The organism is Brevibacillus sp. NRS-1366 (assembly GCF_050467985.1).
In genome coordinates this window covers 68273-91746 of record NZ_JBITPN010000041.1, presented here as the reverse complement: position 1 = coordinate 91746, position 23474 = coordinate 68273, and the positions used below count along the sequence as shown (strand labels likewise).

The 23474-nt window shown below is 44.7% G+C and carries 33 protein-coding genes; 28 read left to right on the top strand and 5 right to left on the bottom strand.

The features are described from left to right. Window positions 1–84: 84 nt before the first annotated feature. The 10 genes from ACIFQN_RS26805 to ACIFQN_RS26760 all read left to right on the top strand — a co-directional run bounded on the left by ACIFQN_RS26805 (window position 85) and on the right by ACIFQN_RS26760 (window position 8027). A complete protein-coding gene (locus ACIFQN_RS26805; protein WP_429836095.1) occupies window positions 85–702 on the top strand; it encodes a hypothetical protein in 618 nt (205 codons plus the stop codon). Between the two features lie 109 nt (window positions 703–811). Continuing rightward, window positions 812–1090: a hypothetical protein gene (locus ACIFQN_RS26800; protein ID WP_429836094.1), complete on the top strand. Its 279-nt coding sequence runs from the start codon at window positions 812–814 to the stop codon at window positions 1088–1090. Window positions 1091–1246: 156 nt separating this feature from the next. Beyond that, window positions 1247–2005 carry a hypothetical protein gene (locus tag ACIFQN_RS26795; protein WP_429836093.1) on the top strand — a complete coding sequence of 253 codons (759 nt, stop codon included), beginning with the start codon at window positions 1247–1249 and terminating at the stop codon, window positions 2003–2005. Between the two features lie 2 nt (window positions 2006–2007). Then, on the top strand, window positions 2008–2883 hold the full coding sequence (locus ACIFQN_RS26790) for a hypothetical protein (protein WP_429836092.1): 876 nt from the start codon (window positions 2008–2010) through the stop codon (window positions 2881–2883). Beyond that, window positions 2880–3668: an SAF domain-containing protein gene (locus tag ACIFQN_RS26785; protein WP_429836091.1), complete on the top strand. Its 789-nt coding sequence runs from the start codon at window positions 2880–2882 to the stop codon at window positions 3666–3668. Before ACIFQN_RS26790 ends, ACIFQN_RS26785 begins: the two co-directional genes overlap by 4 nt. After that, the gene (locus ACIFQN_RS26780; RefSeq protein WP_429836090.1) at window positions 3665–4783 is read left to right on the top strand and encodes a hypothetical protein; all 1119 of its coding nucleotides are present in this window, start codon (window positions 3665–3667) and stop codon (window positions 4781–4783) included. The genes ACIFQN_RS26785 and ACIFQN_RS26780 overlap by 4 nt, the downstream gene beginning before the upstream one ends. Next, on the top strand, window positions 4783–6132 hold the full coding sequence (locus ACIFQN_RS26775) for an ATPase, T2SS/T4P/T4SS family (RefSeq protein ID WP_429836089.1): 1350 nt from the start codon (window positions 4783–4785) through the stop codon (window positions 6130–6132). The genes ACIFQN_RS26780 and ACIFQN_RS26775 overlap by 1 nt, the downstream gene beginning before the upstream one ends. A 266-nt stretch (window positions 6133–6398) precedes the next feature. Next, on the top strand, window positions 6399–7028 hold the full coding sequence (locus ACIFQN_RS26770) for a hypothetical protein (protein ID WP_429836088.1): 630 nt from the start codon (window positions 6399–6401) through the stop codon (window positions 7026–7028). Beyond that, window positions 7028–7867, top strand: coding sequence for a hypothetical protein (locus tag ACIFQN_RS26765; RefSeq protein ID WP_429836087.1), 840 nt, complete (start codon window positions 7028–7030; stop codon window positions 7865–7867). Before ACIFQN_RS26770 ends, ACIFQN_RS26765 begins: the two co-directional genes overlap by 1 nt. 13 nt (window positions 7868–7880) lie before the next feature. Beyond that, window positions 7881–8027, top strand: coding sequence for a hypothetical protein (locus tag ACIFQN_RS26760; protein WP_429836086.1), 147 nt, complete (start codon window positions 7881–7883; stop codon window positions 8025–8027). Between the two features lie 144 nt (window positions 8028–8171). Here ACIFQN_RS26760 and ACIFQN_RS26755 read toward each other — a convergent pair whose 3' ends face one another. From ACIFQN_RS26755 to ACIFQN_RS26740, 4 genes are all read right to left on the bottom strand, one after another. After that, window positions 8172–9746: a recombinase family protein gene (locus ACIFQN_RS26755; protein ID WP_429836085.1), complete on the bottom strand. Its 1575-nt coding sequence runs from the start codon at window positions 9744–9746 to the stop codon at window positions 8172–8174. Window positions 9747–9767: 21 nt separating this feature from the next. Next, window positions 9768–10121: a hypothetical protein gene (locus ACIFQN_RS26750; protein ID WP_429836084.1), complete on the bottom strand. Its 354-nt coding sequence runs from the start codon at window positions 10119–10121 to the stop codon at window positions 9768–9770. Further along, window positions 10118–10747, bottom strand: a complete 630-nt coding sequence (locus ACIFQN_RS26745; RefSeq protein WP_429836083.1) for an ImmA/IrrE family metallo-endopeptidase — start codon at window positions 10745–10747, stop codon at window positions 10118–10120. The genes ACIFQN_RS26750 and ACIFQN_RS26745 overlap by 4 nt, the downstream gene beginning before the upstream one ends. A gap of 299 nt (window positions 10748–11046) precedes the next feature. Then, on the bottom strand, window positions 11047–11427 hold the full coding sequence (locus tag ACIFQN_RS26740) for a helix-turn-helix domain-containing protein (protein ID WP_429836082.1): 381 nt from the start codon (window positions 11425–11427) through the stop codon (window positions 11047–11049). Window positions 11428–11572: 145 nt separating this feature from the next. Here ACIFQN_RS26740 and ACIFQN_RS26735 point away from each other — a divergent pair, with 145 nt between their 5' ends. From ACIFQN_RS26735 to ACIFQN_RS26665, 15 genes are all read left to right on the top strand, one after another. Then, window positions 11573–11821: a helix-turn-helix transcriptional regulator gene (locus ACIFQN_RS26735; RefSeq protein ID WP_429836081.1), complete on the top strand. Its 249-nt coding sequence runs from the start codon at window positions 11573–11575 to the stop codon at window positions 11819–11821. 16 nt (window positions 11822–11837) lie between these two features. Beyond that, window positions 11838–12011, top strand: coding sequence for a hypothetical protein (locus ACIFQN_RS26730; RefSeq protein ID WP_429836080.1), 174 nt, complete (start codon window positions 11838–11840; stop codon window positions 12009–12011). Between the two features lie 128 nt (window positions 12012–12139). Continuing rightward, window positions 12140–12772: a helix-turn-helix domain-containing protein gene (locus tag ACIFQN_RS26725; RefSeq protein WP_429836079.1), complete on the top strand. Its 633-nt coding sequence runs from the start codon at window positions 12140–12142 to the stop codon at window positions 12770–12772. Next, the gene (locus ACIFQN_RS26720; protein ID WP_429836078.1) at window positions 12769–12960 is read left to right on the top strand and encodes a hypothetical protein; all 192 of its coding nucleotides are present in this window, start codon (window positions 12769–12771) and stop codon (window positions 12958–12960) included. Before ACIFQN_RS26725 ends, ACIFQN_RS26720 begins: the two co-directional genes overlap by 4 nt. Then, window positions 12957–13109 carry a hypothetical protein gene (locus ACIFQN_RS26715; RefSeq protein WP_429836077.1) on the top strand — a complete coding sequence of 51 codons (153 nt, stop codon included), beginning with the start codon at window positions 12957–12959 and terminating at the stop codon, window positions 13107–13109. Before ACIFQN_RS26720 ends, ACIFQN_RS26715 begins: the two co-directional genes overlap by 4 nt. 53 nt (window positions 13110–13162) lie before the next feature. Next, complete coding sequence (locus tag ACIFQN_RS26710; protein WP_429836076.1) at window positions 13163–13399, top strand: hypothetical protein; 237 nt, start codon at window positions 13163–13165, stop codon at window positions 13397–13399. A 43-nt stretch (window positions 13400–13442) separates the two neighbouring features. Continuing rightward, a complete protein-coding gene (locus ACIFQN_RS26705) occupies window positions 13443–13604 on the top strand; it encodes a hypothetical protein (protein WP_429836075.1) in 162 nt (53 codons plus the stop codon). A 192-nt stretch (window positions 13605–13796) separates the two neighbouring features. Next, a complete protein-coding gene (locus ACIFQN_RS26700) occupies window positions 13797–14027 on the top strand; it encodes a hypothetical protein (RefSeq protein ID WP_429836074.1) in 231 nt (76 codons plus the stop codon). 60 nt (window positions 14028–14087) lie between these two features. After that, the gene (locus ACIFQN_RS26695) at window positions 14088–15038 is read left to right on the top strand and encodes a hypothetical protein (protein WP_429836073.1); all 951 of its coding nucleotides are present in this window, start codon (window positions 14088–14090) and stop codon (window positions 15036–15038) included. Continuing rightward, the gene (locus tag ACIFQN_RS26690; protein WP_429836072.1) at window positions 15038–17185 is read left to right on the top strand and encodes a hypothetical protein; all 2148 of its coding nucleotides are present in this window, start codon (window positions 15038–15040) and stop codon (window positions 17183–17185) included. The genes ACIFQN_RS26695 and ACIFQN_RS26690 overlap by 1 nt, the downstream gene beginning before the upstream one ends. After that, window positions 17175–19028: an ATP-dependent helicase gene (locus tag ACIFQN_RS26685; protein ID WP_429836071.1), complete on the top strand. Its 1854-nt coding sequence runs from the start codon at window positions 17175–17177 to the stop codon at window positions 19026–19028. Before ACIFQN_RS26690 ends, ACIFQN_RS26685 begins: the two co-directional genes overlap by 11 nt. Further along, a complete protein-coding gene (locus ACIFQN_RS26680; protein ID WP_429836070.1) occupies window positions 19025–19387 on the top strand; it encodes an HNH endonuclease in 363 nt (120 codons plus the stop codon). Before ACIFQN_RS26685 ends, ACIFQN_RS26680 begins: the two co-directional genes overlap by 4 nt. 28 nt (window positions 19388–19415) lie before the next feature. Further along, complete coding sequence (locus ACIFQN_RS26675; RefSeq protein WP_429836069.1) at window positions 19416–20480, top strand: DnaD domain protein; 1065 nt, start codon at window positions 19416–19418, stop codon at window positions 20478–20480. Window positions 20481–20500: 20 nt separating this feature from the next. After that, a complete protein-coding gene (locus ACIFQN_RS26670; protein WP_429836068.1) occupies window positions 20501–21229 on the top strand; it encodes a Rha family transcriptional regulator in 729 nt (242 codons plus the stop codon). A gap of 17 nt (window positions 21230–21246) precedes the next feature. Then, complete coding sequence (locus tag ACIFQN_RS26665) at window positions 21247–21783, top strand: Holliday junction resolvase RecU (protein ID WP_429836067.1); 537 nt, start codon at window positions 21247–21249, stop codon at window positions 21781–21783. Window positions 21784–22042: 259 nt separating this feature from the next. Here ACIFQN_RS26665 and ACIFQN_RS26660 read toward each other — a convergent pair whose 3' ends face one another. Then, the gene (locus ACIFQN_RS26660) at window positions 22043–22261 is read right to left on the bottom strand and encodes a hypothetical protein (RefSeq protein WP_429836066.1); all 219 of its coding nucleotides are present in this window, start codon (window positions 22259–22261) and stop codon (window positions 22043–22045) included. A gap of 74 nt (window positions 22262–22335) precedes the next feature. Here ACIFQN_RS26660 and ACIFQN_RS26655 point away from each other — a divergent pair, with 74 nt between their 5' ends. The 3 genes from ACIFQN_RS26655 to ACIFQN_RS26645 are packed head-to-tail and all read left to right on the top strand — an operon-like array spanning window position 22336 to window position 23465. Further along, window positions 22336–22464 (top strand): hypothetical protein, encoded by a 129-nt coding sequence (locus ACIFQN_RS26655; RefSeq protein ID WP_429836065.1) that lies wholly within the window; start codon window positions 22336–22338, stop codon window positions 22462–22464. Between the two features lie 40 nt (window positions 22465–22504). After that, on the top strand, window positions 22505–22693 hold the full coding sequence (locus ACIFQN_RS26650) for a hypothetical protein (RefSeq protein WP_429836064.1): 189 nt from the start codon (window positions 22505–22507) through the stop codon (window positions 22691–22693). 22 nt (window positions 22694–22715) lie between these two features. Next, window positions 22716–23465 carry a DNA cytosine methyltransferase gene (locus ACIFQN_RS26645; RefSeq protein ID WP_429836063.1) on the top strand — a complete coding sequence of 250 codons (750 nt, stop codon included), beginning with the start codon at window positions 22716–22718 and terminating at the stop codon, window positions 23463–23465. Window positions 23466–23474: the final 9 nt, after the last annotated feature.

Here is a 23474-nt window from a genome sequence, read left to right as displayed (position 1 = left end):
GATTGGCGCGCTGTTATTTTTGTCCTAAGCCATCATGGTAATTTTGAAGTATATTCCAAAAATGGTTATAGGAGTGAGGAAGCAGTGCCGTCAAAAATAGTGGAACGGTACAAACGCATTCTCAGCGGAGAGCAGAAACGATTTTCCCCGTACGAGTTTGAAGATGCGCAGTACCGAAAGCAAAAAGTACAATTAGTGGTTCGTTACGCGATTGAGCATGTAAAAAAGTGGACACCGGAGCAAGCCCGGCGGGAATTGAGTATCCAAGACATTAAGCAACTGAAGCTGCATCTGGTAAGGGAATATATAGAGCCGCCAATAGAGGCAAAGTCTGAAGATGTCTATTATTTTGTCGAGTTCGCTTATCCTTATTTGCCGCGTCTCCCCGAGGAGCAGCGCGTACTGTGGGTCTATCAGGAGGTACTTACTGGTATTCGTCGACATTTTCCTCCACTGTATTTTCAAAGCATCAAGGGAGAGGAACGAGCAAAGATTTGTGTCGATTACATGTGTCATCATTTGTTGAAGCTGCCTGATTTGTATCAACTGCCCAAAATATTCGGGAAAACAGAGAGAGCGTATAGTCTTTTAAAAAAGTATCGGTTAAAAATTTTAGTCGACACACTCTATTTTTCTCCTTTCGATATGGTAACTGAAATGTATCCCGAATTAAGTAATCCAGCCTTCTGGGAAGACAGTTGAAAAATATTTGCAACAACCCACTGTCTTTTTTTACGGTATTAATAGTTTCATTGGCTTATAAGCACATGAAACGGCCGTACTCTACAGGTGAGAGAAGGAGGCGTTGCGCATGGCAACAGTGGAGGCTCACCAGCAGTGCTCTGCATCTATGGAGCAGCTTCTCGGGCGGCAGGTCCGCTACCAGAAGCACAGGCCCGGTCGGAATCTTTCGGTGGAAAGATTACCAGAAGGGACCTTCCAAATCGAATCGATACATCGATTTGGTAACAGAGTAGTACTCAATGACGGGATAATTGTAATGGAGAATGCTCCGACCGTCATGGAGCGCGGAGGAAGGATCGCCCTTCTGTTCGCAACAGGAGAAGAACTCTATTTTTTAGCAGAGTAATTCTCATGATCGCCTTGCACGGATGCGTGTAAGGTGATCATTTCATAAAGGTAAATCGGAATATTAAAAAAACAAAAAATATTTGACGTGTGGCGAAAGATGTAGCAGAATGTCAATTAATATAAATAAAATGTAAAATAATGGGAGTGATTATTAGTGTTGGCAAATAGTGCTATCGAATTAGTCAACCGCTGCTATGAGGAGACAAACAGCTTGGTTTCGATTGAAGAGTTGAAGGAATCGTTTATCACTTTCGTCTTTGGAGATTATCAGGAAGAATTTATGGCTCGATACGATCTGGAAGAGTTTTATGAACATTTAGTTCAGCTCCAATTAACAAATTGTCGTAAAGATTTTGATAAAGCGGTAGAGGAATGGTATGTAATCCAGTACGGCTGCGTATCAAATGACGCAAATTATCACGACATTTTATTTACTCTTGTGAAGGAAGCAGTAGTTCTTTACCAATCACAAAATCGAATGGCACTTATACGAGACGTTACAAAACTACTCACGATTCCAAACGGATTTATCGCTCGATGGAAAAATGGACTATTGCAAGAACGCTCCCTACCAACATACTTTAAATACTTGATGAAATTGGGAGTTCGCTCACAAGAAGACATAGAGGCAATCGTTGATATGTGGCTTTTGGAATATCCCAATGCGTTTGATAAAAAGCAGCAGCAATTGTTCGCTAATCCACCAAAACGAGGCAGACCAAACAATTTAGAGCTAGCCTTGTTGATAGAGATGGCGATGAAAGTAAAGCCGGAGATGACTTCTCAGGAACGGGAGCGATTGCGTAAAATTTACTATTATCACCGGAAGTCACTAACGATTCGAGAAATGGTTGAAAAATTTCGGAATTATATTTTGAGTAAAAACAATACGACCGATTTTCAGGTAGGTTAGGCATGTATCATCAAATGAGTCGCTTCGTCTCCCGTTTCCGTGACCTAGAACAGAAGGAATTTACTCCTACTGGCGAGGAAGAACGGCAGTGGAAGATACTTAAAGACAAGCTTGCTTTACCGCTATTCGAAGAACAAATGGAGACTTTTAATCGAAAATGTATTGCAGTAACGAGTCTCTATGTGCAGGCCGGTTCCAGTTTTATAGCTGGGAATATCGCATACGCTTGGGCTGAGAAAGGAATTCCTGTTACTCTTTGTGAACTGCCAAATGCGATTTCCTACTACTACTTTGCGCTTGATTACGAGCGTAGGACTAATCAACAAGCGTATAATGCTTCCACATCTATGCTCCTCATGCAGAACAATCATCTCCGCATCCAGATAGAACCCCCTTTGAATCATCAACAGAAATCTACCAACATAGACATGGCTAACTGGTTACTACGAATGAGCAAGGTTAGTCCGATTGTCCTTATAGATGTATCTTCCCGCTGGACACACGAGGCTAAACAAATTTTTGAAATGGCAGACGAAATATGGGTAGTATTTGATGGCGACCTCGCCAGGCTTACTCGATTATTTTTAACGGAGACAGCACCTTCGTGGTGGACGTCCGAAAAAAATAAATTGAAATTTATTGCAAACAAGTGGAACAGTCGGTTATCTCGTTCCAGTGTATTAAAAAAAGTGGAAGGGACACTCTCCCTTTGGAACGTTGAACCTGGTCCTACAAAAGTGGAGTATATGTTACCTCTGATTGATGGGGAAAAGACAGCAACCGCGCATTCAAAAGGAAACTTGTTGCTGGAGTTTTTTCCTGAGGAAGTAAGTGAATTCCAATCGCTGATTCACGCTTATAAAGGAAGGATGCTATGAAGAAGCAAGCCTTGTTTATTATCTGCTTGATATCGTTTCTGTTGGCAGGTTCATCATTCTACGCTGCGACCCAGTACATTGATGTGATGGCAGCAGAGAGATTGTTTGCCCCTGTTGTAAAAGTAGCTCCGGGAAAAGAAATTTCCCCATTTGAACCGATTACGCAAGATGATGTTGTACTCGTCCAGGAAGGAATAAATGAAATTTTACCTGATTCCGCACGTGACTTGGATAGCGTCTTGGGGAAGCGTAGCACGCAAAGCATGTATGAAGGGGAGCAGTTGCTAACCAAAAAATTAACTGATTCTCAGTTGCTGCCTGTAAAGGGACAGGCAAGATATGAATTTCCGTTGTTATCCATTCAACCACTGACAGAATTACGTAAAGGCGATCACGTAAAAATTTGGGTGAAATACAAGAGTATTAGCGAGCTACAAGATTATCCTGACCCACTTCAGTTTAAAAAGACGAATGACACGGCTGAACTCTTATTTGAAAGCCAACTGGCCAGTGTGAGAGATAGTAACGGTATTGAAATTTATACGTTGAAGCCAAGCCTACTTCCCTCTCCTGATCAAATGGATGCCGTATTTCATGGTTCCCGTGAAAAGCCGCTGTTGAACGGTGAAAAACGATTCAGAGACTATCGAGTGCAGCCTACAGCGCTACCCGCTTTTGTAGGTTTCAATCTCACTGACCAACAGTATGTGATCCTCAATGAGGCGATGACATATGGCGTTTTACAGGTGGGTCATATCATGGTTTCAAAGGAGCAAGCTTCATGAAAATTCTAGTGTGTTATCCTATGAAGTCGTTGGTAAAAACATATATGCCTGCTTCTACCGAGGTCTTAGTAGCCGAGTCTCCAGAGGATTTTTCACGCCTCGTTCATTTATATCAACCTGATGCTGCAGTCATTTTTTCCGAAATGTATATGACACCGGCTTGGGTGTGGCTGCCTGCGATAAAATCGACGTTGCCGAAAAATGCTCCGCTCATCATCGTTCCACTTTTCAGAGATGAAGCGATAATCAAACAAGTAGCTGAAGAATTGTCATTAGAGGGTATATATCTACTTTCCGCTAAGCTGTCTCAGGAGGAAATTCGCAGCAAAATTAGTCTAATTCTTGGCTTTATTGAGGAGTCTACCGGGTACATAACAAGTGAAAATGATGGGCTTGTGTATGCACTAATGAGTTATGGGGCTTCAGGTATCACCACTTTTTGCATCAATTATCCCATCCTATTAGCAAAGCAATACCCCGATAAGCGTATAGTCGTTCTCGATATGAATCATGCAAAACCTGACCTTACCCGTTTTTTCAAACTGCAGCAGCATCAGTTGGCACTTTTTCGGCCAGATTTTTTAAATATTCATACGGCAATCAAGCGCAATTGGAAGAGTGTATGCAAACAAAGCGTACACATGCCCAATTTGTACTATGCTCATGCAGCAAGCAAGTGGAAGAGCTGGGAAATAACTAATATGATTGCTGCTTTCCGCAAGCAGTTTGACTATGTATATATCGACTGGGGATTCTGCTTCCCCGAGACAGAGGCGATGCAGCGATTGGTGTATACGGCTGATCGCAACCTCTTGTTTGTCAGGTCAGACCCATTTAGCATCGAGAGCTCTAGAGAATGGATCGGTACGTGGAGGGAAAAGGGAGTGCAGTGCGAGGTGCTGCTGAGTCATCTGGACCAGGGACAGCCATTCCGAATCGGCGAGGATATCGCCTTGTATGGTATAGTACCGCGTATTTCAGAAAGTAGGCTAAAGGAATCCCAGAGAAGCAACAGTGTTCTGGTTGAGGAGTTTTTTCCACCTAAATTGTATATCAGCAGCCTCAAGGAAATTGCCAAAGCTGAGTATGAGGTCAGAAGAGCGGTGTCGGGCTAATGAAAATAATGGAACAGCAATGGACAGCGTCTTGTTTGCAAAATGTAGAAGATATTAAGCAAGCAGCAAGGGATTACCTCAATCATTTCGGCACAAGCAGAGACGAAAAAATAGAAATGCAACGAATCCTATCATTGGCCGAGCAAGGTAACCGGGACAGTCATAATCATATCATTCTTCGTCTACAGCATTATTTTGAAGAGGTTATGAAACGTCCTGTAACAGAAGAAATTTTGCCACATGTTAACGGATATGAGGGGCTTGCTTTTGCGACATACGGGTGGGGCATTCTGGATGCTGTTCTCCATCTTTCTCCCTGGGTGGAAGAAGTACGGATCTCAGCAAATCGGAAGGTAGCGTACTTAGAGCAAGGAGAAAAGAAATTTCTTTCTTATGTTCCTACATGGAAAGAAGTAGAGACGCTCCAACAAAAACTAACAAACGCTGCAGGCCTATCCTTTAATGAGAAAAAACCACGCTTGAGTGGTTACCTTGATGCTTTAAAGGCGAGATTGACGATGTTTACCTTTCCTTATTCAAGAGTGCCGACCATTCTGGTGAGGCGTTTTACTACACCGTCTTTCTCATTGAGCGATTTAAGGAATCAACAGCGCCCAACGTTTGATCAGAGTGTTCAATGCTTGCTTGAGCAACAAGTATTTGGACGAGGAAATGTTCTCGTGATTGGTCCGATGGCTGCAGGTAAAACAACACTGATGTTATGTATGCTGAAGATGAAGGACCCGCTTACTGAGTATGTAACCATTTTTGAAAGCGAGCACGAAATGCGTTTCGGAGATGTTTGGCCCGGAGAAGTAATCGAGCTTCAAAACGTAGAAGAGATTGGGATTGATCTGGCCTACTGCTTCAAGGATATGTACCGATCCACAGCTAACACCATTCTGATTGGGGAAATTAGAGAGCCTATCGAAGCGTATCACTTTATCAACGCAGGCATTCGTGGAACAGATGCTACTATCGGTGCGATGCATGAACGATTTCCACATAAGGCGTTGCATGACCTGACAGACCTGGTTTATCAGTATGGGGGTCGTAGTATCGAGTTGACACAAGAGAGAATTAGTAGGGCGGTCAATTTTGTTAACTCTCTCACTTATCGGAATAATGGCCATCGGTTCATCGACGCCATTCATGTAACAGAATGGAACGACACCTTTAATCGCGTTGATTCCATTCCGTTAGTAAGTCGCAATATGCAAACAGGGGAGTACGAGTGGACAGGCAAACAAATCAATCCACATCTGATTGAATACATGTGTTACATCGGTAAGGCAGATATCGGTGTATTGAAAGAGCTACGACTTACAGACATAGGCAGACAATTATGATATACATGCTGCTCATTCCCATGTTCTTTTGTATTTTCATTGGTTTTTTGTTTCTAGGCTTGCATCTGTACAAAGGTTGGTCAACACCCCGCGTTTTCTTTCCGCGAACAGTTGAGGTCTGGAGAGAAAGATTCCTGAAGGATGCTACACGTCGTCTGATATACGAACGATACGATCGCTGGTGCCAAATAGGAGGGGGAACTCCAGAAGCTCATCTTCTCCTTTCTCTCATTGGAAGCGTCGCTGGATTTGTTTCGGGGATATTGTTGGGAAACCTAATTGTTTCTTTGTCTCTGTTCGTATTATTTTTATTGCTGCCGAACTTATTGCTGTATGCTCGCTATACAGTCCGAATCAATAAGAAAATTAGCTCGTTCTGCCGGTTTGTTGAATTATTTGCGCGTTATTATAACAGTCGGAAAAACATCATTCTCACGTTTCGGGAAATGATTGACGAGTGCCCGAAAGAATTGCTTCCCGATCTATTGCTCTTAAACAACAGTCTGACAGATGGCGGGAATCCCGTAACAGCCGTAGAACAGTTTGCGCAGCGGCTGGGTCATCCTTGGGCCTTTGATTTTGCGATGTATATTGCGAGTGGCTTGGAAGGTGAAACGGAAGATATTCAGGCCCCGCTTAACAGGCTAACGAATGAAATGTTTGTCCAGCAGGATGAAAAGGAAGAGCGAGATAGTGAGATTTACTCGATTTGGATTAGCTTGTTGGTAGTAATAGCTATCTGTATTTGTCTAATACCATACAATCAAAGTCTACTTCAAGACTCCTATCGCCTTTATTTTTATACGCTAGATGGACAAGCAATATTGGCGCTCGCTGTAACAGTTTGGTCCTTCTCTATTTTACTTGCCTTCATTTGGGGACGGAGGTATCGCTAATGCCTATATTTGTCATGTACACGTATCTAGGATTGGGAGCGCTGTTCGTCTTTGTTGCGATATTTATGATAGGCAAGAATGTCGTCAGTATATCGAGACCCAGATTGTTTGTTTCAGGAGTATGGTGGCGAAAGTGGGAGCAGACCGTAAAGGCAGATGAGGACGAGCAATGGGAGCAACTGTTAGCTCGGGCGGGAAGGCCTTTTGGATGGGGAAAAGCGGAGTGGATATTTCTCCAGCTTCTCAGCGGCAGCTCAGTGTGCATTTTGATTCTGCTTTGGGTCATGGTGAGCCGAGTCGAATCATTCCCTCTCTTGTCTATGTGTCTGGCTTGTGCTGGCAGCTTCATGATGCCATACATTGGTTTGAAAATGTGGGCGGGACATCGTGAGGATATATTAAGTACAGATATTGCCCGGTTTATTAATCGCTATGTGACACTCTTGGAAAATCAGGTTCCTATCTATAGCGCCATGGTTAAAGCGGCGCGCCCTACGAGAAAACTGAAGGAGTATGTACCTACGTTATCTGAGTGGAACAAAGATCCTGATGAGGCCTTGGAGAGCTTTAAACGCAAAATGGGAGTAGACGATGGGGTTATTCTTGTTTCTAGTATGCGGACGATTGAGCAACTCAGTGAAGGACAAATAAGTGTTACCATGCAGCGAATGGAGTGGGCTGTAGATCATCGGAGAATGTTTCGCCATCGTAAAAAAATCAAATCACTTGGAATTGGCTATAGTGTGATTGTTTATCCAGCCTTTTATATGGGGCTTTTGGTTGCGATGTTTCCGTGGTACAAGCTGCTAACAGAAATTCTCGACAAATATTTAACCTAAGGAGGGGCTGCTCATGACTAAGCTCTTGTCCATCATCATGTGCATCGTATTCTCTTTGGGAATCATCGTTTCCAGTCTTGCAAATATAAACAACTCTGTCGTACGAGAGGGTGGACTTCGGGATCGTGCAGTGACTTGGATAGACCAGGCGATACCTTGAGGAGATAAAAAGGTTTAGAAATACTAATTACTATTATTCATAGAGGAGAGTGTACATATGTCCAAAATGTTCTTTATCTTTTTAGCATGCGTTATGGTTTTAGGTATCGGCGTAAGTTCATACGGATACGAACTTACATGATACCTATGCGAGCTCAGGGACCTTAATATAAAGTGTGAGCCTGAAGTCTTTCTTTTTCTCCCTTGTGTATACAACTTCCTCCAAGACTTGCTTTAGTAAAACGTTTTTTTGCTTCACATTAGCCTTCTGATACGTCTCCAAGACACGAACCACCGTTGGGATAATTTCCTGACGGGCTTCCCGCACCTGATTGACTCTCCCTAACTCCGCCTGGGCTGCTGCAATTTCCTCTCGCCACTTATTCATCTCTTCTAAAATTGCTTTCTTACGTTCGCGATATGTTTCGAGGTCGTATGCACCCAATTCCAGCAATTCATGTGTTCGAGCATTTTGCTTTTCCAACTGTTCAAGACGAGTTGCTTTTTGACTGATGATTGTTTTAATGGCAGTCACATCGTTGGTCTCTTCGTGCTTCGGTAAAAAATCCTGAATTTCCTGCACAGCAACAGTATAGTTCTCCAACCAATGGGTTAATTCTTGCAAAATCTTTTCCTCTACAAGATGTAAATAAGTAGCTGAGTTTTTTTTGCATACACAAGAAACAAGGGCAGGGGTCCTGAGATTTGTTTTCCTCCGCATCATCCGCCCACAAGAACCACACTTAATCAAGCCAGCTAAGGGGTTTTGTAATTCGTACGATTGTTTAACAGGCAGGTTGCCTCGCATTTTTCCTAGTATCTGTTCACGTTCATCCCATGTCCACGCAGCATCATGTGCTTGATTTCTACTGAGCTGCCACTGGTCGGCAGGAACTGGTCGTGCTTTCTCCCGTTGTTTTCCGCTCTCATTGTCAAAGTACTTTCGCCGCTTTTTCTTGCCGATCGCGAGGTATCCGGTGTAATGGACATTTTTCAATATCGTGATCACTGAATGGTGGGTCCAAATATCTCCAGAAGGAGACGGGATACTCATCTCATTCAATCTGGTCGCAATTAAACCTGTTCCAAGATTAAGCTGTTCGTCCATGTACCATTCTTTAATCATTTTCACTATCTTGAAATTCTCATTTGGAATGAGTCGAAGGGTTTTGGGCTCCACATCGTAGCCGTAAGGTGGCCGTGTGAAAACATACCGTCCTTCTTTTACAGAACGGACTCTACCAGCATGAAGGTTTTTCTTGGTGTACTTCAACACTTGGCGGTTTACAAACCCACGCATCTCAAGGCTACTTTCGCCTTCTTCCGTTTCCAAGTCGATAAGACCCTCGTATGCTGTAACCAAAAGGGTTTCCGTAACTTGAAATGCCTCAATAATTTCACCTTGGTCTTTCAATCCGCCACGGCTGAGACGGGAGGTGTCGATGCAAAGAACTGCCTTGTACATGCCTTTGTACATGTTATCAAGCAGCTTCATCATTTCTGGACGACCGTCAATTCGTTCTCCACTCTTTACTTCTTCCAGGATATCTAGAATGGTGAAGTTGAAACGGTGTGCAATATCTAATAGCTCTCGACGATGGCGAGCAAGTGTATCGTATGATTCACCACGCTTCTTTGCTTCTCGTTCTGCCTGGATATCTTCACGGGATTTACGCAGGTATATAACAACATCTTGTAAACCTTCTGGATAGTATGGCATATGGATTCTCCTCTCGTTAAGTTACGTGCAAAAGACGTTTAGCTGGAATAGTTCTTCCAGATCAGCAACCTGGATCACCAGATGTTCTATATCCCAGTAATCAACTCCGCCTTCAACAGCTCGTCGCTTTAGCGGAGGGAGAAGAATACCAAACTTCCCGGGTTTATCAGCGCTAAGGATCAAGTCTCCTTGGGTAACAGTAATTGCCAAAGAATCTGGTAAGAAATCTTCGATTCCAATAGGCTCAAAAGGGGCAGATACAGAAACGAAAACCTTTTCCCGATCCCAGGGCAGCTCTCCCTTACGGATGCTGATCATGTACTTCTGTGGCACCAGTTTATCTTCATGATAATCATGAAATACACGAATCTTCATCGAATAATCACTCCCTGTCCTTTTTGCATTTTTCGGTCAATCGCGAGACGGAATATCTTCTTAGCATCATCGCACCAGCTGGCTGGATCTGCTTTCTTGTATCGGCTGTGCTCACGTTCGATACATTCCTGTTCCCAAGCACCCGCACTGATTCTTCGCTTTATTTGATCCCATCGTTCATGTGCAGTATCAATTGGGACTCTGAATTCGGAAGCAAGCAAGTAGGGAACATCCCTTTCGTATTCAGGCACAGGGAGGTTCATTATCATATAAGCGGGCATCATAGCGTAAATGGCGAAGTGTTCAGCTTGCTCTTCTTGGAGTTCACGGAATAGATCAGGTAAACCAGATTGATCGCCAGCATGCCCTCGAAGCAAGTGGCCAAACTCATGAAAGAATTGTTTGCGTTGTTCTTCTAGTCCTAGCGTGTTATCAATTACGATACAGCGATACTTACCTTTTTCAAAAGCTAGAGAAGGGGCGTCTTCGTAGCGAAGTTTTATACCTGTTCGTGCAGCAATCAGACTTTCTTGTATATCTTCTGGATGCCAAATTTCAATGGATTGATAAAGTGAGGTAATTTGTTTTTCGAGCTCGGTTGGTTTGTAATAGATCCATTGCAGCATATAGGCCTCCTAAAAAACGGGAATGTATGTTCGTTTTTGAGTTGAAAAGAAAAGCCCGAGTTGGGCTTACTTATTATTTTTCACATGTTACACCGTTGTGAACTCGATCTAGAGTAGATCTTTATTTAGAGAGGTGCTGATCCAGCAGCATTGGCTGCATTGTAGTGTAGTATATCGTTTCACAAGGTACAACTTGTAGTCGTAGGTATTAAATAGTAGAGGTATTTGGTTCTTTTGATAAATATTGGTATACCATATAGAAGAAAAACACGCAACATGGTGTGCTGCGTGTCTTGTTGTCAATCCTTGTTGTTTTCCTCGTCAGCCTCTTGCTCAAGAATGTCTATTAATTTGAGTGCCTGTTTACGTCTTCTTTCATCAAGCTTGTCCCACTTGTGATACAGGATACTTGTGAGTTCGTCGGTATTGTTTTTATTATCGTTATTATCGGATGGGGAAGGTTCGTTTGTCCGTCCCAAAAGATAATCGATCTGCACTCCGAAGAAGTCAGCGATTCTTTCTAAGCGTTCTCGACGAGGCAACCCTTCATCTGAGGATTCTAACCGCCTTATCGTAGATTCAGGTATATCTAAAGAGGCAGCAAGAGCTTCTTGTGTAAGGCCTTTTTTTGTTCTCAGTTCCTTTAATCGCTCTTTAAAACCCATTGATATCACGCTCATTTCTTGCTCCTATTTTACTAGTAATTGCTCATAAAATAAACGTTCAATATTTGAACAATTACATATTGACAGGCTCACTTTATGAGCGTATATTATAAGCGTAAGGTTCATTAAATGAGCGTTTAGGAAAGTGAGGTGAGTCTCGGTGAAAAAGCTTGTTCCGCGCATTAACCTAATTAGTTCCCGCAAAAACATTGGCATGACACAGGATGATTTAGCAATGGAAGCTAAATTATCTCGTGGGATGCTATCAAATATTGAACGAGGATATACCCTTCCGTCCCTACCAGTAGCATATAGAATTTCGAGAGTACTTAAAAAGTCGATGGAGTATCTTTTTTTTGAGGAAGACGCTCAAAAAATGAACATAATAAAGAAATCCAAACCGGTATGAAAGGAGATGACTGCGCTTGAAAAGCAACCTGGCTCCAAGTGATCAAGAATACACCGCTCACCTTGGCCGTTCTGATCCGCAAAACATCATGGTTTATGTAAAAGTTGTGCCACGTGAAGAAATGACCCGGAAGTTGGCTCCTATCATAGCTGATATCTACAGGAGTAATCCTGACAACGATAGGAGTTAAGTGGACTACAAGGACGATTGAGCTTCGCTATTTATAAAAATTCCCCCATCGCGAGCAACGAGGGGGAGTCTGGAAGATGAGCGTAGATTTATTGTACATCGACAATCAAATAGAAAAGAGGAGAACAGATGGGGAACAGTAGCACGACGATTTCACTTTACTCTCGCTCTCGGATACATGATATCTGCGATTACGCCTATCAAAATCAGCGTACAGGCGAACAACTGACGTACGAATCACTTGGTAAAAGGTTGGGCAGGTCAGCCCGTTGGGTATCGGATGTGATTAACGGACGGGCTACACCATCAAGAGAAGACGCAGAAGCGTTTGTAAGAGAATGTGGCAATCACAGATCAGTACGCATGCTGAAACACTTGTATGGAGACGCACCACCGCCAACTGACCCGCGCTTAATGATCAACTTTACAGCCACTTTATACAACTTGATCAAACAATGTCAGGACGTTATCAATGAGGCGCAAGTCTTGATCGAGTGGGAACGTACTAGAAGGCCGTGGGAAGCTTTAACGGCTGATGATGAACGAATCTTAAAAGTAGCAGGAAAGCAGATAGAGGACCTTTTCCAGGCCGGGGATGATGTACATATCTTGATGGATGAACGGTACGGCATTAACCCTGCGATACATCAACATAACTGGCTCGTTGAAGCCAGGGCACAAGAAATTGTGGTGAGTGATCCACGTGAGTTAATGCGCCGTGAGCGTCAAGAAATGCTCTTTGCGGGAGGGACACTTCTATGAACCCGAACCACGATTGGAACAAACGTGTTTTAGAGATATTAGAAGGAACATTTGCATACGATGCGGCTATGACGAATCTTCTGATGCCAAAAATCGCAAAGCAATATACGACTCCAGATGAGCAGAACGAAAACTATCGAGCAAGGTTGCTTCACTATAAAGCTGATTTAAAGGAGAAGAGAGTATGAAAGATCTGACAACAACTCAAGGCGTCATTGAATTGGTTTGTGACGGAGATCGACCAGTAGGGCGTAAGGTCATAACCATTAGCGAAATGGTTGAAATGGAACTAATGATAGAAAAAGAAAAAACCGCCTGCAGCGAACAGACGGCTTAGAAAAACTATACGTAACGGAAGGATATCACATCTATCCAAGGAGGACAAGCCCAATGAAACCTGTACACATCCGTATTCAGGAGTTGCAAAAGGAGATTGAAAATCTATCTGCCATGAAAGGTGAAGCACAGGCAGAGCATACAGAAGCAGACGACCTTCAGCTTCACTATCGCAATAAACGTGATGCTGCCGAGGTCCGCATGTTGGAGCTTCAAGACGAAATTGAATACCGCCTTAGTGAGATCACAGCATTAGAGGAGTCGATGCAAATTGAACGCGCCAGCGCTTGATCTACCAGAGTATGTCGAGAATACAGAACCTGGAAGGCAACGCATGTTGGAGTTATTGGCCTTCGATGTAGATGACAGCGGGATGGAATGGACCGTTCAAGATGTCATAGAGGAGCTTGAGCTTTTGGTAGATACGAAAGCAACAATGGCCTATGAAGACTTCATCGATGGGGTAAGAGAACAAGCGAGGCGATTACTCAAATAGTCGAAACTGGGGCAATTCGCCTCAGTCTGCCGGAGATGACCGCCCGGCACTGACGACCGCATAAGCGGATCGGGAAACTGAAGACAGGTCTTACATAAGCGAGGCAAAAAGTCGTGGCGCAGTCATAGGAGCTGCAACGGCCGCGTAGAGGTTGGGACGCGGCAGCCTCGTGACAAAGGAAGGAGGATGACTGTGGGCTGGCATAAGCCTATCAAACCCAACAAGCGTACGGATCTGATCCATCAAACGGGAAGACTCAAGCATAAAGTCACCATTGTTGATGCAGATGAGAGCTTTCATGGAGTGAATGTGAAAGTGCGTGACTTTAGAGGCGAGGAATACTGGACCACGCTGGATGACGTTGAATTGGACAACGAAAAAGACCCCGCAGCAACGGAGTCTTTAGGTGAAACACGCTACTAGAATTCGGTTACTTCTAGCGTAGCGCGTTCGCCTCCAAAAAACAAGCAGGAGGTTATTGAATTGACAACACAAGCAGAATTAATGACCACTGACCAGTTGAAAGAAAGAGTCATCATGCTAGAAAACTGGGGCAGGATGTATCGGGATCAAAATGTTGCAATTCTAGGTGATGGGGAAGTATTTATCAAACGAACAGAGGATGGGCTGCTGAAATGCGTAAAAGGACGAGTTGATTTTGCGGAAAGCAAAGGAGAACTTGCTGTCGTCCAGGGAAAGGCAATGGTTACTGCTAAAGGTTACTACAAAGCGAATCAGATCGCTGGTATATCCATTGTGACGCCAGAGAAATTGACCTTACCAGATGGAAACATAGTGGTGAATCCTTACCCGATTATCGATCCAGAGAGCAGCACGATTTCAAAGGTATGGGTTAAGAAGATAGCCATTGGGTACTCGCCTACAGGAAACCTTGTAATTAGCTCGGCAACTCTACTGTATGACGTGAATATGTACTTCATACAGGATTTGATAAAAAAAGTCAAAGATAATGCGGCAATGGGCCGCGTTTGCCTGGAACAAAGTCTGACAGAAGATGACAGGAAAACAGGTGGTTTTTACAAAATCGAAGGTCAGTTTGGAATATGGGTTGATTTCAATCAAAAAGATACCTTTAAAGCCGTTGAAACCTTTATTCAAAAGAAATTATTTGCAGAACGGAATGCACAGAGCATTTGTGAGCGACTGGTACTCTCGAAGCATCCTGCATTGGCATTCAGTTTTGTGAACTTTGAGGGGCCAGACAAGCAGCGGAAAGCTTCCGTTCCTGTAATTGGATATGTCAACGATTTTACCAGAAAGCAACTTCTGTACATTGCAGATCAGGCAGAACGCGGTGAGGAAATCAACGTGAATGGTAAGGCGGTAGAAGTTATTGATACCAACGCTACTGCATCACAGGAAGAAATCGAACAGGTAAATGACAATGATCCGGAAGGGGACGTGACCTGGTAATGAGCAAAATCTCAGCGATAACTATGCAGAACTTGAAGGGTACCACGGACAAGCAGGTATTAACGGGAAAGGATATCTTTATCGGGCCGAATGGATCTGGGAAGACTACGAGGCTACAAGCATTGCAGATGGCGCTACTTGGGTATGTACCTGGTAATGGTAAGCGTCCCGCCGACAACTACAAGTTTTCTTCAGACGACAGCGTAATGGGCATTGGGTTGGAAGTGGGTGGATTTAAATTTACACGAACATTTGAACGAACAATCAAGATGAGCAAGGGCATTCCGAACCCTACAATATCTGAAACCGTATCAGTGTCTCCAGCACGCGGTGAACGAACGGAGACAGAGCGGAAAACAAGAGTAGCGGCTGAGGTTGGTAACTTCCCGGTCATGTTAGATTTCAACGAATTCCTTTCGCTCTCAGATGCGAAGCGCCGCGATTTCATCTATGGGTTAAGCGCGGGAATTAATGGGGGCTGGGATAAAGAACGCGTAGCACGGTACCTAGAAGAACGGCTACTGACCATGGATATCGAGGTCAAATCCCCCGATCTGTTTCAAGCGTTGCAGGAAATTATCCAAGCTGGCTTAGCAGAATATCAAGACGGAATGACCATCGATGAAGGGCTGCTGGCAATTCGGGGATACGTATCTCGCGAATGGACGACGTGGAAAGAGAAGGCCAAGAACGCCGAAGGTGCAATAAAGCAGCTTGCTGAGCAAAAGAACAAAATGGCAGAGACAGACCGGAATATTGAAGCGAACAAAACAGAGCTTGCCGAAATGCGAGAGCAATTGGTGCAGACTGAGGCGCAACTGGCACGAGACACGGAAAAGAAAAAAGCCATTGATCGTAGACTTGCAAGGTTACAAGAGTTAGCGAGCTTGATTGATCGGCTGGCCGCACAAACACCAGATCCAACGAATTGGATTGATCAGCAAATTGAATCAATTGAGTCGCAAATGGTTCATATGGAGGAATCCGACGAGTACGCTGTGCTGGCAAAGGAAAAATCAGATTTGCAGAAACAGCTTACACAGATTCAACAGTTCGATATCCCTCAATTTAATCGAGATATTACCAGGTTGACAACGGAACGGGCATCCATACAACAAACAGTGGATACCATCAATCAGGCTAACGGAGTTTGCGTTATTCAAAAGCAGATTGCTTGCAATAAAGACTTTTCATCTTATCTCCAACATGCAGCAAGTCAACTTACAGAAAAAGATGATCAACTGATCGCGCAACAGGAAAACCTTCGCATTGCTTCTGAACAGGCAAATGAATGGCAGATCCAGATAACCACAATTGAACAACGTATGTCAGCAATCATGCAGCAAATCACTCGACGCCAACAAGAGAATGCACAAGCAGCTAAATCTATCCGCAATTTACAAGCACAGAAATCAGCCATCCTTAATACGGAACAGAAGAGACTAGATGATCTGAAAAGGGCTCAAGATGAGCGTGAGAAGCTACAGAATGAGTCCATTGATCCAATCGCACCACTGGATCTGTTGGAAACCCGTAGAACCGGGCTGCGTGATCAAATTGACCAATTGCAAAGCAAGGTGGAGGAGCAAGAAAAGGTCCGTAATCAAATGGTATCGCTTCGTTCTTCGATGCTGGCAAACAAAGAAGCTGAGTACAAATCCGAGGCGTTCAAGATGCTAGACCAAGCTCTAGGAGCAAAGGGCATCCAAGGGGAGATTGTGAAGACGATGTTGGAACCAATGCGAGAGGATATCCAGACGAATTTGCGAGCACTGGGCATGGACAAGCCGGTATTCTTCCAAACAGAGTCCGACACGGGACAAGAAATCTTCCAGTTCGGCTGGGAAGAATGGGGACAACGCCGTAATTTCGATGCGCTTTCCACTGGACAGCAGATGATTTTCCTCATTGCCTTTCTGGTTACTGTTCTGGATCGAGCAAAGCCTCCAGTAAAAGTGCTGGCACTGGATAATTTCGAGAACCTTGATGAAACCAATCTCAAGAACGTTCTGCAAGGGCTGGACAAGCTATCAGATAAGCTGGACAACATCCTCATATCCGGTGTGATCGCCCCTTATGACATCTTGCCTGATGGATGGATGGTACATCAGGTAGGACTCAAGGAGGCTGCTGAAGATGTTGCTTGATGGACTTAATGCGGAACAACGACAGGCGGCTACATCAGGCAGCAAGGTAATTCTCTGCTTGGCTGGGGCGGGTACTGGGAAGACGAAGACACTCACAACTCGGATCGCTTATCTCCATGAAGAAAAGAGGGTGGGCACAAGCAACATGCTCGCCCTGACCTTCACCCGATTGGCTGGACTGGAAATGAAAGAGCGTATTGCCAAACTGATTGGCGAGGACCAAGCAAAGAAACTCTTCTGCAACACCTTCCACTCCTTCTGCGTAACCGTTCTACGTGAATGGGGGCATCGGGTTGGGCTGGAGCCGAACTTTAGTATCTACGACCATGATGACCAGATCGCGATTATTTCAGCCGTCTTAGACGAGTTCAAATACGATGCCAAGGTACGACAGGTACTGGACGACATCAGCAAGCTGCAGTTTGGTCAGGAAGCGCAATGCTACACCTACGATTCGGAACAGGCGGCGCGGGAATATCTCAATCGATTGAAACAGAGCAACGCTGTCAGTTTAGACGAATTATTGCTCAAGACGTTGGAGTTAATGAAGCAAGACGATATTTCCGCATACTACCGGAACCAATACAGATACGTCTACGTGGATGAGTTCCAGGACACGGATAACGTGCAGATGGACATTATTCGAGCAATGGCACCTGACAATTTGTTTGTCGTCGGAGACGATTACCAAGCGATCTACGGATTTCGCGGGGCCAACGTGCAGAATATCTTAGACTTCCCTACTGAGTACCCAAGTTGCGAGGTAATCAAGTTGGAGCGAAACTATCGGTCTACAGCGCCAATCGTTGAGGCTGCCAATCTCTTGATTCAACACAACCAGAATCGAACGGACAAAAAACTGATCAACGAACTACTGGGTGATGGGATCGAGTTGGTGGAGTCAAGTAACCCAGAGGATGAAGGTAACTTTATCAGTCAGGTGGCCTCCTCCCATAAGGAGAAAGGGAATAGGCTTGCTGACATCTCAGTTCTTGCCCGTACAAACGGACAGTTGGCATTCATCAAGGAACAGCTAACTGAAGCTAATGTGATGGCGACTGTAGTCAACCGGGATGCTGATCCTCTTAAACGAACAGATATCAAAACACTGATCAGCTTTCTTAATCTAGTCGTGAATCCAAAAGATGAAAAAGCACTTTGGTCATGCATTAACTTTCCGCAAAGCCGCATGACAGACCTTGAAAAAGCTATGTTGCTTTCAGGTACAGATTGGTCCAGTGAGCGGGCTCTGGACATCATGCGAACGAACGGAAACAGCAATGTGCGGGCCTTTACAACTTTGATTGACAGCTTGCGAAATTCTGAAGAAATCAAGCTGTTTGACATTAGTGCCTACGAAGCTTTGAAACAAGCCTCTTATGCAATGGGATTAAAGAGTCTCTATGAACAAAAGGGATTACAAAATCGGGTGGCAGACATGATGGCAGCTCTCCACTACACACGGTGGTGGTGCAATCAACAAGAGGCTGCAGGGGAACGGAATAACATTGAGGTCTTCCTAAAATGGCTACGTATCCGCGATATTCAAGATTTCTATCGGAAAGATGAGGATGCCGTTCAACTGCTTACCGTCCACGGTTCCAAGGGTCTTGAATTCGATACGGTGATTCTTGCCGGTATGAACCAAGGAACATTTCCTTCCAAACGGACAGAGGACATGGAGGAAGAAAGGCGGCTCGCTTACGTCGCTATTACACGAGCTAAACGTCGTTTGTTCCTCACAAGACCACGCGAAGTTGCTTTGTACGGAAAGAAGACATATGAGGCTATGCCTAGCCAATTTGTTAGGGAAATGGGGCTTAAAGGGGGGGGACTATCATGAGTATGTTCAATGAGGTCCGCGCAGTACCAAAACCTAATCATAAAAGGCGTGTGAAGAAGCAAAAGGAACGTGGAAAAATCACTTCAGAGGTTATGGAAGAGGTATGGGAACGGGATAAGGCGTGCTGCGTGCTGTGCAGGAAAGGATTGCCGCATGTCTGGACCTTGGAAGGACATCACATCATATTCCGAAGCCAAGGTGGTACTGGAGAGCCATGGAACGTTGCTCTGGCATGCGGGCCAGTTACACAGACAGGAACTTGCCACTGGAAGGCTCACAACACGAGAGCTGGTCGTCTAGCGTTTGTGGAGTATCAACAAACTGTGCTCCTTCCTCTCTATCGGGTAGGGGCATCGTAGAAAAAGGCAGAGGAGGGAAACAGCGAGGATGATTACCTGGTTTCGATTGTATCCTGAAATACTTCAGGACCCTAAGCTACGTAGGTTTACCACGGCGCAAAAATGGCTTTGGATTACAGCGATGTGCGAAGCGTCCCAAGCGAGTGTAAGGGGAAAGCTTTTCATAGCTGAGGGGATAGAGTACACAGATTCCGACTTAGCACACGCTGCAGGGTTACGAGCAGACGAAATTGACAAAGCTACGGGATTTATAGATTTATGTGTCACTCTCAACATGATGGAACGTCACGCGGATGGGGGCGTGACACTCGTTAATTTTTTAGAAAGACAATACGAAAAACCATCTGATCGTCCTGACAAGACAAGAGAACGAAAACAAAAGCAAAGGGCGAGAGAGGCCGAGGAGAAGAGAAAGGCTGCATTCGCAAGTGCGAAAGATAACAGTGATACCAAGGGAAATGAAGATGATCACTCGATTGTCACAGGCGAGTCACACGGCGTCACGCTTGGTCACGCGCTATATACAGATACAGACTCAGATACAGATTCAAATACAGAAACAGAGAAAGAAAAAAAACCACTACCACCCTTACCCTCCTCAAATCCAAATAATGAACCAGTGGTAGTGGTGGTAGTGGTAGGTGATCGGGACCTTCATGTTTACAAAAGTGTCATTGACCTGTACAAGCACTACTTTGTCTATGAACCAAACTTAACCATCATGAATTTACTACATAGCTATCTCGATGAAGGGTTACAAATGGACTTACTGGCTTGGGCAATGCGTGATGCAGCGGAGAAGGGAAAGGACTGGAATTATGCCAAGGGCACGATCAATAACCTTTTCTCTCGCGGAACCAGAACAGCAGAACAAGCTGATCTCGCGGACAAGGAGCACAGAAAGAAACAGGAACTGAGGCGCTCAGGCAAGGTCGTCCAACTGGTAGACAAGCTTCCTGATTCAGTGGAGTGGCAAAGAGAACAAGAGAAAAATGGACGAATTTTTGAAAGAGGAAAACTAATTGCGGAGGACCCGGAACTTGCAGCAATGCTTACGGGGTTGAGAAAACGCCAAAAAGCGGCGGGCAAATAATTTCCCAAAGGAGGATTACCATGAGCAAACTTGTTTTTATCGAAAATGGACGTCCAGTAACGGACAGCCTGACAATCGCGGAAGTTTTCAATAAAGACCACCGAAACGTTCTGCGGGATATCGAGATCCAAATCGAAAAGCTAAACGAAGCAGGCGAGCATAAATGGGGGGTGCTCAACTTTGAGCAGACCCAGTATCAGCACCTACAGAACAAACAGTGGTACCCAAAATACAACATGACAGAAGATGCATTTACGCTTATTGCGATGTCATACGTTACACCAGAAGCTATGAAAATGAAGATCCGGTTCATTCAGGAATTCAAAGCAATGCGTGAGCAGTTGACATCAAACATTGTGCCACTGGATGAACGACGAGTAAGGATGGAACTTTTCAAGCAGGCGATCGAACACGAACAACGGCTGGACAGTGTTGAGAAAAAGATTTTGGAAATTGACTACAAGGTTGAGACACAAATCACTTTAACAAGTCGCGAGCAACGAATTTTGCGAAAGGCTGTTCAGAAGCGTGGTGTGGAACTCGCAGAACAGGTTACCTTCCGCCAGTTGACAATGGTCCGGGACGGAATTGGAGAGGACTTGCAGAAAATTCGCTCGCAGCTGATCAGGGAGCTGTATCGGGACCTCTGGGATCGCTTCGGAGTCACCAGCTACGCTGACATTCTCAAGAAGGATTTGGATGCTGCTCTTGGATATGTGAGTAACTGGATACCACGTCAGGTAGCGTGAGGCTGGGAGGAGAAGCCATGAAGCTGAAAACAAGCCAAGCCAACAGAGGAAAAGGCTTTGAAGACATTCTGAACTATACCAATCTTCAGTATGAACAAGCTGGCATTGCACTGATTAACAAACGGCCTACTCCAATAAAGCCTACGAAAACGAAAGGCAGCCGTGTCCTTGCAGGCTACTTCGAAGAAAAATCCACCGTTGATTACGATGGTGTATACCGTGGACGAGCCATTTACTTTGAGGCAAAGAGTACCAGAGAACGTACAAGATTCGACCTAGCTAACATCAGCAAGCACCAGATTGAGCACCTGGAGAAGGCTGATAAGAGTGGGGCGGTATGCTTCCTCTTGATCGAGTTTGCAGCATTTAGGGCGACCTATTTCGTATCGTTATCTTTTATTCGAATGGCGATGGTTCATGCACAGAATGGTGGTCGTAAAAGCATCCCAATCGAAGACTTTGAAGTGTATGGATGTCTGGTTACACAGACTAATCGAGCAATATTAGACTATTTAGTCCATGTGGACAAGCTTATTGGCAACGGTGCTGCTTGATAAGAGAGGGAGTGTGGAAGTTGAGCGACGACACACAGAAACCAAAGCGAAACAGCCCAGTGATCATACCAAAAAAAATCTACGACTGGGCACGAGAAACTAATGCTGTCAGTCAGGTGAACAATTACAAAGTTGGCGGCGGTAGGCCGTCCTGGAACGGGAGGAAATAGGCATGAACATGAGTGCTGCGGAATGGATGGCATGGCAAAAGAAAGTCATTCGTGAAGAGTTGCGTGAAGAGCAGATAGAGGATTTTGGGCTACTCAGGGTAGCGTAGCCCATGACCATCAAATAGCTCTCGGATGTGATTATATACTCGGACATTCAGGTCTGGGAAGACGATCGCCACATCGCCAGGTGACAGATTCAAACGATCTGAAGGCTGTTCAATCGAGTAAGGCACTTCTAAGGCGTCTAAGGCCTCTTTCAGATAGCTAATTTCACTCCAGTTGACCGAATAGTAAAACGACTTTTCCATAAGATCAACTCCTTTGCTGTCATTATGGCATAGGGAGTTGATACAAAAAAGGAACCATTTAAGGAGGACTCTCAATGTCAATTCCCAAGGTGAAGTCTTATCAGGTAAGCAAAGGAACTATACGTAAAATTCGTCTGACTGAGGATGAGACACTTCTTCTCAAAAAGGAGATGAGATCAAAGCTAATCAGTTACCAGGGCTAGGGTACACAAGCTCAATTTAGTTAAATAGGCGGTGGTAGCTTTGATTAAATACTACTCAGTTCTAGGGAAAGATGGAGCGCTGGACGGACTATTCCAAACAAACAGTCCGATGGAATATATGGCGACTACGTTGCAACTCAAATTGAACGGTTATAAAGGCAAAGTGAAAGAAGTTACTAAAAAGCAGTACGATCGCCTATTGAAAACCGCTAAGGAGACATTCCATTAAGTTGTAAGGAGGCGGAAGGCGCATGAAAATGCTGTCGTTGTTCAGTGGGATCGGAGGTATCGACCTGGCAGCTCAATGGGCCGGCATCGAAACGGTAGCGTTCTGTGAGATTGAGCCGTTTTGCCAAAAGGTTTTGCAAAAGCATTGGCCAGAAGTTCCAATTTTTGAAGATGTGAGAACGATGAATAAACAGCAGCTCATTGAACAGGGGGTCATTAGAGATGGGCGAGCAATTGACATTATTTGCGGAGGATACCCTTGCCAGCCTTTCAGTCTTGCCGGGGAGCGCAAAGGCGAAGCAGACGACCGCCACCTCTGGCCGGAGGTTAGCCGTTTACTACAGGAAGTCAAACCCTCTTGGTTCGTTGGTGAGAATGTTGCTGGACACGTCACATTGGGGCTCGACCAAGTGCTATCTGACTTGGAAGGAATCGGCTACACCGCAGAACCGTTTATTATTCCAGCTTGTGCCGTCGGTGCCGACCACAGAAGGGACAGAGTTTTCATTGTTGCCAACTCCAACAGCCAGCGATTACAGGGGGGGCAGATCGCCAGAAGCGGCGATAAAGTGCGGGAGAGGACCGACGAACAATTTCAGGGATTACTGCCGGCAAGTGTATGGGCTCCAATATCCGCCTCCGATCTTAGTCGAGAAGCTTATGGGGTTCCCAACAGGATGGACCGAATTAAGTCCCTCGGAAACGCAGTAGTGCCAGCACAGGTATATCCGATATTGGCTGCAATAAAAATGGTTCACGATCAAGCAACTTAACAAAATGCT

Excerpts from the sequence above, each read along its gene's own strand:
- ACIFQN_RS26655 (WP_429836065.1), top strand. The coding sequence starts at position 22,336 with ATGTCAATTCCCAAGGTGAAGTCTTATCAGGTAAGCAAAGGAACTATA.
- ACIFQN_RS26750 (WP_429836084.1), bottom strand. The coding sequence starts at position 10,121 with ATGAAGATTCGTGTATTTCATGATTATCATGAAGATAAACTGGTGCCA.
- ACIFQN_RS26660 (WP_429836066.1), bottom strand. The coding sequence starts at position 22,261 with ATGGAAAAGTCGTTTTACTATTCGGTCAACTGGAGTGAAATTAGCTAT.
- ACIFQN_RS26760 (WP_429836086.1), top strand. The coding sequence starts at position 7,881 with ATGACTAAGCTCTTGTCCATCATCATGTGCATCGTATTCTCTTTGGGA.
- ACIFQN_RS26765 (WP_429836087.1), top strand. The coding sequence starts at position 7,028 with ATGCCTATATTTGTCATGTACACGTATCTAGGATTGGGAGCGCTGTTC.
- ACIFQN_RS26705 (WP_429836075.1), top strand. The coding sequence starts at position 13,443 with ATGTTGGAGTTATTGGCCTTCGATGTAGATGACAGCGGGATGGAATGG.
- ACIFQN_RS26680 (WP_429836070.1), top strand. The coding sequence starts at position 19,025 with ATGAGTATGTTCAATGAGGTCCGCGCAGTACCAAAACCTAATCATAAA.
- ACIFQN_RS26800 (WP_429836094.1), top strand. The coding sequence starts at position 812 with ATGGCAACAGTGGAGGCTCACCAGCAGTGCTCTGCATCTATGGAGCAG.
- ACIFQN_RS26785 (WP_429836091.1), top strand. The coding sequence starts at position 2,880 with ATGAAGAAGCAAGCCTTGTTTATTATCTGCTTGATATCGTTTCTGTTG.
- ACIFQN_RS26645 (WP_429836063.1), top strand. The coding sequence starts at position 22,716 with ATGAAAATGCTGTCGTTGTTCAGTGGGATCGGAGGTATCGACCTGGCA.
- ACIFQN_RS26690 (WP_429836072.1), top strand. The coding sequence starts at position 15,038 with ATGAGCAAAATCTCAGCGATAACTATGCAGAACTTGAAGGGTACCACG.
- ACIFQN_RS26725 (WP_429836079.1), top strand. The coding sequence starts at position 12,140 with ATGGGGAACAGTAGCACGACGATTTCACTTTACTCTCGCTCTCGGATA.
- ACIFQN_RS26775 (WP_429836089.1), top strand. The coding sequence starts at position 4,783 with ATGAAAATAATGGAACAGCAATGGACAGCGTCTTGTTTGCAAAATGTA.
- ACIFQN_RS26710 (WP_429836076.1), top strand. The coding sequence starts at position 13,163 with ATGAAACCTGTACACATCCGTATTCAGGAGTTGCAAAAGGAGATTGAA.
- ACIFQN_RS26740 (WP_429836082.1), bottom strand. The coding sequence starts at position 11,427 with ATGAGCGTGATATCAATGGGTTTTAAAGAGCGATTAAAGGAACTGAGA.
- ACIFQN_RS26780 (WP_429836090.1), top strand. The coding sequence starts at position 3,665 with ATGAAAATTCTAGTGTGTTATCCTATGAAGTCGTTGGTAAAAACATAT.
- ACIFQN_RS26675 (WP_429836069.1), top strand. The coding sequence starts at position 19,416 with ATGATTACCTGGTTTCGATTGTATCCTGAAATACTTCAGGACCCTAAG.
- ACIFQN_RS26790 (WP_429836092.1), top strand. The coding sequence starts at position 2,008 with ATGTATCATCAAATGAGTCGCTTCGTCTCCCGTTTCCGTGACCTAGAA.
- ACIFQN_RS26755 (WP_429836085.1), bottom strand. The coding sequence starts at position 9,746 with ATGCCATACTATCCAGAAGGTTTACAAGATGTTGTTATATACCTGCGT.
- ACIFQN_RS26665 (WP_429836067.1), top strand. The coding sequence starts at position 21,247 with ATGAAGCTGAAAACAAGCCAAGCCAACAGAGGAAAAGGCTTTGAAGAC.
- ACIFQN_RS26720 (WP_429836078.1), top strand. The coding sequence starts at position 12,769 with ATGAACCCGAACCACGATTGGAACAAACGTGTTTTAGAGATATTAGAA.
- ACIFQN_RS26670 (WP_429836068.1), top strand. The coding sequence starts at position 20,501 with ATGAGCAAACTTGTTTTTATCGAAAATGGACGTCCAGTAACGGACAGC.
- ACIFQN_RS26715 (WP_429836077.1), top strand. The coding sequence starts at position 12,957 with ATGAAAGATCTGACAACAACTCAAGGCGTCATTGAATTGGTTTGTGAC.
- ACIFQN_RS26685 (WP_429836071.1), top strand. The coding sequence starts at position 17,175 with ATGTTGCTTGATGGACTTAATGCGGAACAACGACAGGCGGCTACATCA.
- ACIFQN_RS26745 (WP_429836083.1), bottom strand. The coding sequence starts at position 10,747 with ATGCTGCAATGGATCTATTACAAACCAACCGAGCTCGAAAAACAAATT.